The following is a 14,777-nucleotide window of genomic DNA, read 5'->3' on the forward strand; positions in this document are numbered from 1 at the left end:
TTTCACAAAACTGTAGCGTTCACGCAACAATTCGACACATCCCCTTCCATATTCCATGTTGTGAACTCGAAGAGGCGAGGTGGCGTTATCACCGCAGTGGGGCGATAGCGGCCGCGTCGTTGTCAACGAGGCTCACAGCTTCCGCCGTGCGATCGCAACCATAGGGTTTAAACCAAAATACACCCAAGCGGCCTTGTGGAGGTTTTTTACAACAAACATAGATTATAAATCGACATATTGTGACAAATATGTTGCATTCTTACAACGCGTGCGGCGCCAAATGACAATTCCGTCATGTAAGGGTCGATCTTCGTCCGATGTCTCCCTAGAAAATCACGTGTTCACAGGGGGATATAACTAATGCGATGCAATCTGCTCGTTCGCGTATCCGCGCTTGCCGTCTTGGCTGCGGGATTTTCCGGCACCGCCTATTCACAAACCTCGACCACCCCTGAATGCACGCCCGGCCAGGAGCGTTTGGCCGATGGGTCGCTGTGCGCGCCGGTCGCGGGCGAGTCGGCGGTGGGCGCCGATGGCGCAACGCGGCGCGAGTCCGGCCCCGCAGAGATCACCGTTACCGGATCGCGTATCCGCCTGCCGAACGTCGAAGGCACCGTGCCGATCACGGTGATCAACAACCAGTATCTGTCCAATCGTGGCCTGACCAATGCCGCCGATGCGCTGAACGAGACGCCGGGCATTCGCGGCAGCATCACGCCCGCGGGCGCGCAGGGTTCGTTTGGCCAAGGCGTCAATTTCATCAACGGACTTGGCCTCGGTTCGAACCGGACGCTCACGCTGATCAACGGCCGCCGCTCGGTATCGTCCAACGTGACGACGATCTTCAACCAGGGCGGCGCGGGGACGCAGGTCGACGTCAACGTTATTCCAACGCTGTTGCTCGACCGTATCGAACAGACCTCGACGGTCGGGGCGACCACCTATGGTTCGGACGCGATTGCCTCGACGGTCAATTTCATTCTCGACACCCGCCTGAAGGGCGTCCGCTACACCGCATTGAGCGGTATCACGGAAGAGGGCGACGCATTCCGTTACAACCTGGCGCTGGCGGGTGGCTTCGACTTTGACGATGGCCGCGGTAACATCACGCTGGCCTATACGCGCGATTATCAAAAGGGCTTGCTGTACAATTCACGGGGATTTCTGCGCGACAATATCGGAAGTGGCGACAATCCCTCGACCGCGCAGGCCGCGCAGCTTGGTCGTCCCGCCGGTACGACGGCCGCCAATGACGGTCGCGTCAATAGCGGGATCGGCTTCAACAATTCTGCGAGCGACGGGATTCCGGGATCGATCCTGATCCGCGACCGGACGTTGCCGCTACTGACCGGTGGTGGTCTGATCACATCGGCGTTCGCCAACGTGAATGGAACCGGCGCTGTTGCCGCGGCCGTCCAGAATTATCAGTTTGATCGTAGCGGTAATCTGGTGCCGTACAATCGCGGCATTCGGTTCCTCAGCGTTCAGCAAGCCAGCGGCGGCGACGGGTTCCGCTTCAACGATTATTCGCAGATCACCAGCGATCTGCGGCGCAACGTGTTTAACGGCTTTGCCGGTTACGACTTTTCCGATGCGTTCAAGGTCTTCATCGAGGCAACCTATTTCCAGTCGCGCGGTGACGAGCTGGTTCAGCAGCCGACCTTCAACAGCAGCCTTTTCGGCGGTCTCAGCGGTGCGCTGACGTTCACGACCGCAAGCCCGTTCCTGACGGATCAGGCGCGCGCGCAGCTGACGGCGCTCGGGGTCCAGCGGTTCCAGGTCTCGCGTGCATCGCTCGATCTGGCCGACCTGACGGGCTTCTCGACCAACAAGCAATATCGTGCCGTCGCCGGCGTCCGCGGCGATTTCAATGTTGGTGGTCGTCGTTTCAACTATGAAGCCAGCAGCAACATCGGTCGGGTTGATATTCGCGATACGCGCCAGGACATCAACGCGCAGCGGTTCATCAATGCGGTGAACGTCACGCGGAACGCCTCGGGACAGATCGTGTGCACGGCAACCCCGTTGGTGCAGGCTGCACCGGGCGGTACGCCAGTCGCAGACGCCGCCTGCGTGCCGCTCAACCTGTTGGGTGAAGGTCTTTCGAGCCCGGAGGCACGGTCTTACATCGTATCCGAGAACATCACGAGGAGCCGGCTCGAACAGATCGTTTACAACGTCAATGTCGGCGGCAGCCCGTTCGACCTGTTCGGCAATGAGACCGGCTTCAACCTCGGTTATGAACATCGCGAGGAGCGCGGCAGCTTCACCCCCAGCACCTTCGAGCAACTGGGGCAGGGGCGTGCTGTCGCCATCCTTCCGGTCGCGGGACGATACAATGTCGACGAGGTGTTCGGTGAAGTCATCCTTCCGATTGTCACGGCGCAAAACGGGTTGTCATTCCTGCATTCACTTCAGTTGAATGCTAGCGGCCGTCACGTAAACAACACCGTCAATGGCGGTTTTACAGCCTATGCAGGCGGCGTGTCGTTCGCGCCGATCCGGGATATCGCGCTGCGCGGCAATTATACGAAGTCGTTCCGCGCACCTGCCATCACCGAGCTGTTCTCCCCCGTTGCGAACGTGTTCACCACGGTTCCCGACCTGTGTTCGCCCGCCAACATCAATGCCGGTGCCGCGCCCGAAAACCGTGCCCGCAACTGCGCGGCCTTCCTGTCGGCATTCCCGAATGCCACGCCACTGGATGCCGCAGCCGCCACCGTCCCGGGACGCAACGGGGGCAATGTCGGGCTTGCGAATGAAGTGGCGAAAAGCTTCACCTATGGTGTCGTTCTGCAGCCGCGTTTCATTCCCAGCCTGACGCTGACGGTCGATTATGTGAACATCAAGATCTCGGATCCAATTGCCAGCCTGACGGTCGCGCAGATCGCATCGGCGTGTTTCGACAATTCGACGTTCGACGCCGCCGATCCGGCGAACGGCAATGCGTTCTGCTCACAGATCCGACGCTATGCACAGGGACAAGGCGGCGCATCGGCGAACGGTGGCAACAATGGCGGCCAGGTGGTCAACGACCCCCTAAACCCGGGTGTCGGAAGTGGTTTCGTCAACGGAAACAGGATCAAATTCGAAGGGATCCAGTCCGAACTCACCTATAATCGTTCGTTGTCGGGGCTGGGCATTCCTGGCTCGGTCGGGATGCGGGGAAATCTTTTCGTCTCGCTCAAGCGCGTCAACGACATCACCGGCGTTGCCCCCGTGCGGACCGACGGAACGCTGGGCGATCCGACGTTTCAGGGCCAGTACAACCTTTCCTATTTTCATGACGACTTCGGCATCTCGACCTCGTTCAACTATACCGGCGAGCAGCTCTTCTCCCGCGTCAGCCGTGGGGCCGATATTCGGGAAATCGACAAGCTGAAGGATTTCGTGACGGTCAATCCAAGCGTCTACATCAACGCGAGCGACCGTTTCCGGGTTACCTTTGCCGTGACCAATCTTTTCAACAGGGTCGGCGAAAAGTATAACGGGATCATCATCCCGGCCAGCTATAGTGATCTGATCGGTCGCCGGTTCGCGGTGAGCGTTGCCGGTAAGTTCTGACCGAGCGATAATATGAAAAAGGGGGCCGCTCGTCTTACCGAGCGGCCCCCTTTATTCGTTTGAGGCTTATAAGTGCGGCAACGGCAGTCTCACCGTTCGAGGCACATGGCGATCCCCATGCCGCCGCCGATGCACAGCGTCGCGAGACCCTTGCGGGCGTCACGCTTCTCCATTTCGTAGATCAGCGTCGTCAGCACACGCGCGCCACTCGCGCCGATGGGGTGGCCGATCGCGATCGCGCCGCCATTGACGTTGACCTTGTCGGCATCCCAGCCGAGCTCCTTGCCGACCGACAACGCCTGGGCGGCAAACGCCTCGTTCGCCTCGATCAGGTCGAGATCGGCGATCGTCCAGCCGGCCTTCTCCAGCGCGCGGCGCGTGGCGGGGACGGGGCCGATGCCCATGATCGACGGGTCGACGCCGGCGGAGGCCCAGCTTCGGATCGTCGCGAGCACCGGACTGCCGCGGCGCTCTGCCTCGTCGCGGCGCATCAGCACCAGCGCGGCGGCGCCGTCGTTGAGGCCGCTCGCATTCGCCGCGGTGACGGTGCCGTCCTTCTTGAACGCCGGCCGGACGCCCGACACGCTCTCGATCGTCGCGCCCGCGCGGATATATTCGTCGTCGCTGACGATCGTGTCACCCTTGCGGCCCACAATCGTCACCGGCGCGATCTCGTCCTTGAACCGGCCCGATCCGCGGGCCGCCTCCGCCTTGTTCTGCGAGCCGACCGAGAAGGCGTCCTGTTCGCTGCGCGTAACCTGATATTGCTCGGCGAGATTTTCGGCGGTGATGCCCATGTGATAGCCGTTGAACACGTCGGTCAGACCGTCGCTGACCATCGTGTCGACGAGGCTGAGAGTGCCCATCTTCTGCCCGCCACGGATCGACTGGGCGTGCGCGGACAGCGACATGGATTCCTGACCGCCGGCGACGACGATCGTCGCGTCGCCGGTCTGAATCGCCTGGCAGGCAAGCGCCACCGCGCGCAGCCCGGAGCCGCAGACCTGGTTGACGCCCCAGGCGGGGACTTCCTTGGGAACGCCCGCCGCCATCGACGCCTGACGCGCAGGATTCTGCCCCTGCGCCGCGGTCAGCACCTGGCCGAGGATCACTTCGGAGACATCGGCACCGTCGACACCCGCCTGCGCGAGTGCCGCCTCGATCGCGGTCCGGCCGAGCTCATGCGCGGGGACGGTGGCGAAGGCGCCGAGGAAGCTGCCGACCGGCGTACGCTTGGCGGCGGTGATGACGATGTCGCTGGGGTGGGTGGCGGTCATGACGGGTCCTCTCGTTTCGAGGATGCAATACGCTAGCCGAGCGAATCTATCCAGTTCGCGAGCGGCTCCCAGAGCTGGTCGCGGGCGCGGCTGCCGACGATCATGCCGACATGGCCGGCATCGACGTCGCGCCGGTCCGCGAGCCCGATCGCGGTGGCGGTGGGCACGATCCGGTCGTTGCGGGCGACGAACTCGACCGCGGGGCAGGACAACGCCCGCGGGGCGATCGGGCGACCGGCAATCCGCCACAGACCGCGTCCGGGGAGGTCCCGGGCGATCATGTCACCGAACAGTCCGGCGGCGGCGGCAGCGGGGAGCGGCGCACCCGCATTCGCCCAGTCCTCCAGCCTGACGAACGCGCGCGCGGCGGGGCTGGTCGGATCGCGGTCGGCGAACGTCTCGTATTTCGCGATCGTCTGCGAGGGCGCGAGCTGCCAGAACCCGCTTTGCAGCACTTCCATCGGCAACAGCCCCGTCTGGCGCGCGAACGGAGCAGCGGCGCGCCAAAGTCGCGCCATCTGGACACGCGCGGTCTCGCCATAGCCGGCGAAATTCCAGGGTGCCGCGATCGTCGCCAGCCCCGCCACCCGCGTCAAGGCGGCAGCGGCGACGGCGAGGGTGCCGCCCAGGCAATAGCCCACCAGGATCGGCGGTTCGGCAAATCCGTGCAGCAGGGGCAGGAGGATGCGCGCGACGTGCGCGTCGAGGTCGAGGTCCCGATCCTCTGGTCCCGGCGTTCCCCAGTCGAGCAGGTGCGCATGATAGCCCCGCGTGGCCAGCCACCGCATCAGCGACGTGTCCGCGGAAAGATCGAGGATCGCCGCCGGGTTGATCAGCGAGGGTATGACGATGACGGCCGGCTTGCCCGTAGTGCCACCGCCATAGTCGCGCAGGACCGCCCGGCCGGCCGACGCACGGATGGGACGGGGTGGCAGGGGAAGATCCCGGGGCGCGGCCTGATAGCGGTCGAGCCCGGCCAGCGCCCGCGCGCGGCGGTCGGGCGATGCTGCGGTTTCGTTGCGCAACATGGCAAGGAACAGCGGCAACGGCCGTGGACCATGTTGCGGCGCAATGTCAAAGCGCGTAGCGTTTGCTCCGGTCACGTGGAGGGGCTGCATATGAAGAAGCAAAGCACGGTCGACGGGCTTGTCATCATCAAGAAGTACGCCAACAGGCGGCTTTATAATACCGAAACATCATCCTACATCACGCTCGATCATCTCGCGACGATGACTCGCGAGGGCCGTGACTTCAAGGTCGTCGATGCGAAGACCGAAGAGGATATCACGCACAACGTCCTCACCCAGATCATCATGGAGGAGGAAAGCCGCGGCGAGACGATGCTGCCGGTCAATTTCCTGCGCCAGCTGATCTCGATGTATGGCGATTCGATGCAGAAGATGGTGCCCGGCTATCTCGAGGCATCGATGGACAGCTTCCGCCGCAATCAGGAACAGTTCAAGACAGCGGTCGAAGGGGCGTTTGCCCATTCACCCTTCGCCGACATTGCCAAGCGAAATCTGGCGATGTTCGACGTTGCAGCGCAGGCCTTTGCCCCCGGCAATGCTGCGGGTGCAGCATCCCCCGCACCAGCAGCCAGGCCGGTGGCGACGAAGGACGAGGAGATCGCTGCCCTGCGCACCGAACTCGCCAGTCTTCAGGACAAGGTGGAAAAGCTCGGGAGCTGACATGGCACCGCTGCTGTGGACGGCGAGCGGCGGCTTCGCGGCGCTGGCGATCGCATCGGGTCTGGGCGCCCGCCGTCGCCATCGGCGGCGCGATCCCGACGCGGTCGGCTGGGTCGACTGGCCGACCGTCCAGATGCTTTCGCTCATCGGGCTGGCGGTAACGATCGGGCTGGCGTTCAAGACCTAGCTGGCGGGGCGGCGGCCGAGCCGCGGCCTCGACGTTCGGCCGTGCGCCGGTTACTATCCGCGCCAACCGTCAGGAGGGCAGGGCATGGACACGCTGGTGAGCACCGAATGGTTGGCGAACGCGCTCGAGACCAGCGTCCCGGGCGCTGGCGATCTCAGGGTCGTCGACGCAACCTATGCCGAGGGTCGCGACGCCGCGGCGGACTATGCGGCGGCGCATATTCCCGGCGCTGTATTCATGAACCTCGCCGAGCTTCGCGACACCGACAGCGACCTGCCCAACATGCTGCCGTCGCCCGCCAAGTTCGCCAGCCGGATGCAGTCGCTCGGGCTCGGCGACGGCAGCCGCATCGTGCTGTACGACAGCTCGCCCTGGCGCACGGCGGCACGCGCCTGGTGGATGCTGCGAACCTTCGGTGCGCACAATGTCGCGATCCTCGACGGCGGTCTGGCGAAATGGCAGGCCGAAGGGCGCGAGACGGAGTCGGGCAAGCAGGCGGTGCGGCATCGCCACTTCACCATCTGGGCCGACGACAAGGCTGTTCGCACGAAGGACCAGATGACCGCGAACCTGTCGAGCGGCGCCGAGCAGGTCGTCGATGCACGCTCCGCCGCCCGGTTCACCGGTGCCGAGGCGGACCCGCGACCTGGCACCGCATCGGGGCATATCCCCGGATCCAAATCACTGCCCTATGCCACGCTGTTCAACGCGGACGGCACGTGGAAGACGGGCGACGCGCTGCGATCGGCATTCGAGGGCGCGGGCATCGATCTGGCAAGGCCGATCGTGACGACCTGTGGATCGGGAATCACCGCGGCGGTGCTGGCGTTCGGCGCGCACCTCCTTGGCAACGAAGCCGCGCTGTACGACGGCAGCTGGTCGGAATGGGGCGGCGATCCGTCGACGCCGAAGGCAATGGGCGCGAAGGCGACAGGAACGCAATGACCGAAACGACAAGGCCGGTCGGCGACGCCACCAAGGTGGTGCTCGCCGGACGTCGCGCGGAATGGACTCGTGGTGTCGGGGAAGGGGCGATCGTCAGTCCGCCGGTCTGGCGGGCGTCGACGATCCTGTATGATTCCGTTGGCCATCTTCGCGACAGCGCGACCCGCGATACGCATCATCGGTTGTTCTACGGTCGCAAGGGCACGCCGACGCAGTGGAGCCTTGCGGATGCGCTGACCACGCTCGAACCCGGGGCGGAGGGCACGTTCCTTTATGGATCGGGCGTTGCGGCGATCGCCGCGGCTTTGCTCTCGGTGCTGTCGCCGGGCGACGAACTGCTGCTGGTCGACAGCGCCTATGACCCGACGCGCGGGATGGCGAACGGCCTGCTCAAGCGGTTCGGCATCACGACCCGCTTCTACGACCCGCTGATCGGTGCGGGGATCGCCGACCTGATCGGCGAAAAGACCCGCGCGATCTTCATGGAGAGTCCCGGCTCGCTCAGTTTCGAGGTGCAGGATATTCCCGCGATCGTCGCGGCGGCGCGTGCACGCGGCGTGACGACCCTGCTCGACAATACCTGGGCGACGCCGCTGTTCTTTCCAGCGATCGGCCACGGCGTCGATCTGACGATTCTGGCGTGCACCAAATATGTCGTCGGCCATTCGGACGCGATGCTCGGATCGGTGACGGCAGGGCCCGGCCATTTCAAGGCGCTGCGCGAGACGAGCTTTCAGCTGGGGCAGATCGCCAGTCCCGACGACTGCTGGCTCGGCAGTCGCGGGCTGCGGACGATGGCGGTCCGGCTGGCCCAGCATCAATCGAGCGCGCTGGCGATCGCGCAGTGGCTGGAGGCGCGTCCGGAGGTGGCGCAGGTGTTGCATCCTGCCCTGCCCGGTTGCCCGGGGCACGACCTGTTCGTGCGCGATTTCAAAGGATCGAGCGGGCTGTTCTCGTTCGTGCTGGACGGCGGTGACGAGGCGTCGCGGGCCGCGCTGATCGACACGCTCGAGCTGTTCGGGATCGGCTATAGCTGGGGCGGGTTCGAAAGCCTGGCGCTGCCGGTCGATCCGCACCGCTATCGCAGCGTCACCCGCCGCGAGGTCGCCGGGCCGATGATCCGCCTTCAGATCGGGCTCGAGGATCCGGCGGACCTGATCGCCGATCTCGATGCCGGGCTTGCTGCCTTTCGGGCGGTGCGCGGCTAGCGACCTTGCTCGCCGGACGTGATCGGGTACAGCGTGCCGGCCATGCACACAGAACCGCCCGACGCTGGAGGCCCGGTCTTCGATACGGCGTTTCAGGCCAGGCTCGACCTGCTGTTCCGCTGGCGCCGTGATGTCCGCCGGTTCCGGCGCGACGCGCTGCCCGCAGGCGCAGTGGACGCGCTGCTCGCGATCGCCGACGCCGCGCCGTCGGTGGGGCTCAGCCAGCCCTGGCGGTTCGTGACGATCGATGACTCCGCGCGACGCGACGCGATCCTCGCGGACTTTGCCGCCTGCAATGCCGCCGCGCTGGCCGGGCAAGACGAGACGCGTGCCGCGCTATACGCCCGGTTGAAGCTCGCCGGGCTCGAGCAGGCGCCCGTTCACATCGCGGTGTTCGTCGAACCCGATCCGAGCCAGGGTCATGGTCTGGGGCGTCAGACCATGCCGGAAAGCGCCGCCTATTCCGCCGTGATCGCGATACACACATTGTGGCTGGCGGCGCGCGCTCAGGGGATCGGGCTCGGCTGGGTCTCGATCCTAGACCCCGCGCGGATCGCGCACATTGCGGGCGTGCCGGAGCGATGGCGGTTCGTCGGCTATCTCTGCCTCGGTTATCCCGAAAGCGACGCGGACATGCCCGAATTGGCGCGTGAGGGGTGGGAAGCGCCGCGTCGCACGCCGATCCTGCGTCGATAGGCCGGCGCGCACCCAAGCGTCGCGACCGAGACGGTGTGGCCGGTGCGCAACATCCATGGCGTCAACACCGCGCCTGGCGCAATAATCGCTTGTGCAGTGCATCAACGACTGTCATTCATTTGTCACCGCAGGAAAGACCGTGCTCGGAGGCCATGCCTCGATAGATGCGGCGTCCGCGGGTGCAGGCGGGGACATCGAATTTCCAGTTTCGAAAGGGAAACGATGCGCTTCTCCACTATCCTCTTCGGCAGCCTCGCGCTGGCTGCCGCACCCCCTGCGTTCGCGCAGGATACGGCGCCACCCAAGGACGTCACGGTCAGCGGATCGGTCGGACTTGTCAGCGACTATCGCTTTCGCGGTGTGTCGCAGTCGGACGAAAATCTCGCGGTCCAGGGCGGCATCACGATCGCGCACAAAAGCGGCGTCTATATCGGCACCTGGGGGTCGAACCTCGCCGGCTGGGGCACGTTCGGCGGCGCCAACATGGAGCTCGACCTGATCGCCGGGTACAAGCTTCCCGTCGGCGGCGGCACGCTCGACGTCGGCGCGACCTGGTACATGTACCCGTCGGGCTTCGACAATACCGACTTCATCGAGCCCTATGCCAAGCTCTCGGGCACCGCCGGCCCGGTCGCGCTGACCGCGGGCGTCGCCTATGCGCCCAAGCAGCAGGCACTGGGCCCCTGGTATTCGAACGGCACCTCGGCCGCCAACGGGGTCTATGACCGCGTCAACGCCAAGGATTCGAACCTGTATTTGTGGGGCGATGTCAGCAGCGGCATTCCTGATACCGGCCTGACCGTGAAGGCGCATGTCGGCTATTCGAACGGCAACAAGGGGCTCGGGCCGTTCGCCACCAGCGTGTCGCCGACGGGGGAGTATTTCGACTGGCTGGTGGGTGCGGATTACGTGATTCCGGGCACGCCGCTGACCTTGGGCGTCGCCTATGTCGATACCGACATCAGCAAGGCGGAGTCGGCGTATCTCCAGCCGAGCTTCAGCCGTGGGCAGGACGGCGTCGGTTCGATCGCCAACGGAAAGGTGCTGGCGTCGCTGACCGCCGCGTTCTGACGTAGCGCGAGTGCTGTCGTCGTCCTGGCGCTTGGCCGGGATGGCGGGAGCGCGCGGTTGCGACTTTTTGCACGGTTGGTTCCTGCCTCCCTCTCGTCACCCCAGCGAAAGCTGGGGTATCCTACGGAGCAGGGGCGGGCGGGGTGGCCATCGACCGAACACGAAAAAGGGCGGCCCCCCTGCGGGAGCCGCCCTTTTTCACGTCTTGCAGCAACCGATCAGTTGGCAGTGGCGCGCGCATCCTGGCCGTCGCCTTCGGGGGCGGCGACGATGTCGCGCGTGGTCGAGCCCTTGTCGATTACGGTCGTGCCGGGATCGCCCGCGCTCGACCGGATGCCGGGATCGGCGGCGCTGGGGCCAGCTTCGCTCAGCACGCTGGCTTCGGCAGGGCTGCGCGCAGCGGTGCCGCCGAACAGCGCGTCAAGCGTCTGGGCATTTGCGGCGGTATCCTGCGGCCGTGCGGCACCCGGCTGCGGCGGGACCAGCGCGAAATCGGGCGGGATGACCAGCGGGGCCTGGCGGGCGACGGCGAACTCGTCCGGCCGCGCACGATCGAGGCTCTTGCCAGCGCCACAGCCGGACAGCAACGCGACGCTCGCCAGACCGGCAGCCAGGGGCACAAACTTACGCATGGGAATTCTCCACAGGGGGCTTCTCGCGCACGAGCAGCGCCCGGACAAGCAGGACGAGCACGCCGACAGTAATCGCTGCATCCGCGACATTGAAGACCAAAAACGGGCGCCACTCGCCGATATGCAGGTCGGCGAAATCGACGACATAGCCAAGGCGGATCCGGTCGAGGATATTGCCGACCGCACCGCCGAGCACGAAGCCCAGCGCGATCTGATCCGCCCGGTTCTTTTCGCGCGTCATCCAGATTGCGACCCCGACCGAGATCGCGCCCGTCAGCAGCACCAGCGCCCAGCGCGTCAGATGGCCATCGGCGGGCAGCAACCCGAGAGAAATGCCGATATTGGGCACGAAGCGCAGGTCGAAGAACGACGTGATCGTTTGCGCATCGCCGAGCGAATCGATCCCGAGCGGGCGCGTTACGGCCCATTTGCTGAGTTGGTCGGCGAGGAACAGGGCGATCGCCGCCCCGAAGCCGGCCTTTGGCAGGTTACGCATGCGCCACCACCTCTTCGCACCGGTCGCAGAGCTCGCCGTCGGTGGTCACCTCGGGGAGGTGGCGCCAGCATCGGCCGCATTTGTGGAAGTCGGTGCGCGTCACGGTGACCGCATCGCCCGGCGTGACCTTGGCGACGATGAACGCCTCGGCCAGCGCATCGGCGTCGAGCAGCATCGACGGGACGGTGATCTCTGCCTCGAGGCTGGACCGCACGGTCTTCTCGCGGCGCAACGGCTCGATCGCCTCGGTGACGGCGACGCGCAGCGCGCGGATCTCCTGCCACTTGGCGCCGACCACGTCGTCCGCGTCGAGCGACGGGAGCGATGGCCATTCGAGATAGTGGACCGAACTGTCGTCGCTCGGGAAGCGCGACTGCCAGACTTCCTCCGCGGTGAAGCACAGCACCGGCGCGGCGTAGCGGACGAGCGCGTGGAACAGCACGTCGAGGACGGTGCGGTACGCGCGGCGCTTCACGTCGCCGGGCGCGTCGCAGTAGAGCGAGTCCTTGCGGATATCGAAGAAGAACGCGGACAGGTCCTCGTTCGCGAAGTCGGTCAGCAGCCGCGTGTAGCGGTTGAACTCATAGCCTTCCGCCGCCTGGCGCAGCTCGGTGTCGATCATGCCGAGACGGTGGAGCACATAGCGCTCGAGCTCGGGCATGTCGGACACCGCGACACGCTCGGACTGGTCGAAGCCTTCGAGCGCGCCGAGCATGTAGCGGAACGTGTTGCGCAGCTTGCGGTAGGAATCCGACGCGGTGGCGAGCACCTCCTTGCCGATCTTCACGTCGTCGAAATAGTCGGTCGAGGCGACCCACATGCGCAGGATGTCCGCGCCGCTCTCGCCGATGATCTTCAGCGGATCGACGACGTTGCCGAGCGACTTCGACATCTTCCGGCCCTGGCCGTCGAGCGCGAAGCCGTGGGTGAGGACCGCGTCATAGGGTGCGCGACCGCGCGTGCCGCAGCTTTCGAGCAAGCTCGACTGGAACCAGCCGCGATGCTGGTCCGACCCTTCAAGGTACAGGTTGGCGCGGGTGCCCTCGCCGTAGCGTGCTTCGACCGTGAAGACGTGCGTGCAGCCCGAATCGAACCAGACGTCGAGGATGTCCTTCACGACCTCATAGTCGGCGAGCGCATAGTCGGGGCCGAGCAGCGCCTGGTGGCCGTCGGCGTACCACGCATCCGCACCGTTCGCACGGAAGGCTTCGACGATGCGCGCGTTGACGGCGGGGTCGTTGAGGTACTGGCCGGTGGCGCGGTTAACGAACAGCGCGATCGGCACGCCCCAGGCGCGCTGGCGCGAGATGACCCAGTCGGGGCGGCCCTGCACCATAGACGTGATCCGGTTTTCCGAGCGTGCGGGGATCCAGGTGGTCGCGGCGATCGCGTCGAGCGCGATCTCGCGGAGGGTTGCGCCGTTGCTCGACCCAGGCCCTGCTACTTCGTTCAGGGCGAACGGGGGTGCGGCCGCATCCCCAACCCCGTTCGTGCTGAGCGAAGTCGAAGCACGTTGGGTGCCGACCGACGTGGCCGCATCCATTGGGATGAACCATTGCGGCGTCGCGCGGAAGATCACCTTGGCCTTTGAACGCCACGAATGCGGGTAGCTGTGCTTGAAGTCGTCGCTCGCCGCGAGCAGCGCGCCGGTCGAGCGCAGGTCGGTGCAGATCGGGCCGTCGGCGGCCACGAACTTCTTGTTGATGACGGACCCTTGCCCGCCGAGCCAGGCCCAGTCGGCGCGGTACATGCCCGCACCGTCGACCGCGAAGACGGGGTCGATGCCGTACTGCTTGCAGAGCTCGAAATCGTCCTCGCCGTGATCCGGCGACATGTGAACGAGCCCGGTGCCCGCGTCGGTCGTGACGAAGTCGCCGGGGAGGAACGGGCGCGGCTTTGCGAAGAACCCGCCGAGTGCGTGCATCGGGTGCCGCGCGGTCGCGCCTTCGAGATCCGAGCCCTTGCCGCGCCACATGATCGCGCCTTCTGCTCCGTCATCCCGGCGGACGCCGGGACCCACCTTACCGCCGTCTCCCACCTGGGTAGATGGGTCCCGGCTTTCGCCGGGATGACGGGAGGAGAGGGTACGGGCATTGAAACTGCCGACGAGCGCCTCTGCGATCAGGAACCGGCGATCGCCGTCCGCGAGTAGAACATACTCGATCTCAGGCCCATAGCTCAGCGCCTGGTTCACTGGGATCGTCCACGGCGTCGTCGTCCAGATCACCGCATGCGCGCCGACCAGCTCGGCCGCGTTCGGCGCGTCGACGATCTCGAACGCGACGTCGATCTGCGTCGAGACGATGTCCTCATATTCGACCTCGGCCTCGGCGAGCGCGGTCTTCTCGACCGGCGACCACATCACGGGCTTCGCACCGCGGTAGAGCTGGCCGCTCTCGGCGAACTTGAGCAGCTCGCCGACGATCGTCGCCTCGGCATCGTACTTCATCGTGAGGTACGGATCGGCCCAGTCGCCCATCACGCCGAGCCGCTCGAACTCGCCCTTCTGCACGTCGACCCATTTTTCGGCATAGGCGCGGCACTCGGCGCGGAACTGGTCGACGGGGACGTCGTCCTTGTTGAGCTTCTTGGCGCGATACGCTTCCTCGACCTTCCACTCGATTGGCAGGCCGTGACAGTCCCAGCCGGGGACATAGGGCGCGTCCTTGCCCATCAGCGACTGCGAGCGGACGATGATGTCCTTCAGCACCTTGTTCATGGCGTGGCCCATGTGGATGTCGCCGTTCGCGTAGGGCGGGCCGTCGTGCAGGATGAACCGCTCGCGCCCAAGCCGCTGTTCGCGCAGCCGGTCGTAAATGCCGAGCTTCGCCCAGCGCTCGAGGATCGCCGGCTCCTTGGCGGCGAGACCGGCCTTCATCGGGAAGTCGGTCTTCGGCAGGAAGACGGTGTCGCGGTAATCGCGGGCGGGCGCAGGAGTATCGGTCATAAGTGGGCCGGGCTGTAGCCGAGCGGAGGGCGCGTTGCCATCCCCCCTCCCGCACGCACCGGCGCC

12 protein-coding genes are annotated in these 14,777 nt (G+C 65.5%); 7 read left to right on the plus strand and 5 right to left on the minus strand.

What is annotated here, in order from left to right:
- The first annotated feature begins 360 nt into the window (after positions 1 to 360).
- Entirely contained in the window at positions 361 to 3,564 is a 3,204-nt protein-coding gene (locus IFT71_RS05845; RefSeq protein ID WP_192139661.1) for a TonB-dependent receptor domain-containing protein, read from the plus strand.
- 89 nt (positions 3,565 to 3,653) lie between these two features.
- Here IFT71_RS05845 and IFT71_RS05850 read toward each other — a convergent pair whose 3' ends face one another.
- Positions 3,654 to 4,841 (minus strand): acetyl-CoA C-acetyltransferase, encoded by a 1,188-nt coding sequence (locus IFT71_RS05850; protein ID WP_192139663.1) that lies wholly within the window; start codon positions 4,839 to 4,841, stop codon positions 3,654 to 3,656.
- Positions 4,842 to 4,873: 32 nt separating this feature from the next.
- Positions 4,874 to 5,887: an alpha/beta fold hydrolase gene (locus tag IFT71_RS05855; protein WP_244654784.1), complete on the minus strand. Its 1,014-nt coding sequence runs from the start codon at positions 5,885 to 5,887 to the stop codon at positions 4,874 to 4,876.
- Between the two features lie 72 nt (positions 5,888 to 5,959).
- Between IFT71_RS05855 and phaR the strand changes: the two genes are divergently transcribed.
- The 6 genes from phaR (at position 5,960) to IFT71_RS05885 (ending at position 10,636) form a co-directional block, all read left to right on the plus strand.
- Positions 5,960 to 6,529 (plus strand): polyhydroxyalkanoate synthesis repressor PhaR, encoded by a 570-nt coding sequence (gene phaR, locus IFT71_RS05860; protein WP_166746851.1) that lies wholly within the window; start codon positions 5,960 to 5,962, stop codon positions 6,527 to 6,529.
- Position 6,530: 1 nt separating this feature from the next.
- Entirely contained in the window at positions 6,531 to 6,716 is a 186-nt protein-coding gene (locus IFT71_RS05865) for a hypothetical protein (protein WP_107932107.1), read from the plus strand.
- Between the two features lie 84 nt (positions 6,717 to 6,800).
- Entirely contained in the window at positions 6,801 to 7,661 is an 861-nt protein-coding gene (locus tag IFT71_RS05870) for a sulfurtransferase (protein WP_159511741.1), read from the plus strand.
- Positions 7,658 to 8,869 (plus strand): cystathionine beta-lyase, encoded by a 1,212-nt coding sequence (gene metC / locus IFT71_RS05875; RefSeq protein ID WP_037530281.1) that lies wholly within the window; start codon positions 7,658 to 7,660, stop codon positions 8,867 to 8,869. Before IFT71_RS05870 ends, metC begins: the two co-directional genes overlap by 4 nt.
- A gap of 42 nt (positions 8,870 to 8,911) precedes the next feature.
- Entirely contained in the window at positions 8,912 to 9,565 is a 654-nt protein-coding gene (gene bluB, locus IFT71_RS05880; protein ID WP_192139666.1) for a 5,6-dimethylbenzimidazole synthase, read from the plus strand.
- Between the two features lie 222 nt (positions 9,566 to 9,787).
- A complete protein-coding gene (locus IFT71_RS05885) occupies positions 9,788 to 10,636 on the plus strand; it encodes a TorF family putative porin (protein ID WP_107932116.1) in 849 nt (282 codons plus the stop codon).
- A 218-nt stretch (positions 10,637 to 10,854) separates the two neighbouring features.
- On the opposite strand, the gene IFT71_RS05890 is transcribed toward IFT71_RS05885, so the two are convergent.
- Genes IFT71_RS05890 through IFT71_RS05900 form a run of 3 tightly spaced genes read right to left on the minus strand, consistent with a single transcriptional unit; the run spans position 10,855 to position 14,711 of the window.
- Positions 10,855 to 11,268 carry a DUF3035 domain-containing protein gene (locus IFT71_RS05890; protein ID WP_192139668.1) on the minus strand — a complete coding sequence of 138 codons (414 nt, stop codon included), beginning with the start codon at positions 11,266 to 11,268 and terminating at the stop codon, positions 10,855 to 10,857.
- Positions 11,261 to 11,764: a signal peptidase II gene (lspA, locus tag IFT71_RS05895; RefSeq protein ID WP_031395901.1), complete on the minus strand. Its 504-nt coding sequence runs from the start codon at positions 11,762 to 11,764 to the stop codon at positions 11,261 to 11,263. Before lspA ends, IFT71_RS05890 begins: the two co-directional genes overlap by 8 nt.
- Positions 11,757 to 14,711, minus strand: coding sequence for an isoleucine--tRNA ligase (locus IFT71_RS05900; RefSeq protein WP_192139670.1), 2,955 nt, complete (start codon positions 14,709 to 14,711; stop codon positions 11,757 to 11,759). Before IFT71_RS05900 ends, lspA begins: the two co-directional genes overlap by 8 nt.
- Between the last annotated feature and the right edge of the window lie 66 nt (positions 14,712 to 14,777).

This window comes from Sphingomonas sp. CFBP 13733, from assembly GCF_014841795.1.
Lineage (GTDB): Bacteria > Pseudomonadota > Alphaproteobacteria > Sphingomonadales > Sphingomonadaceae > Sphingomonas > Sphingomonas aerolata.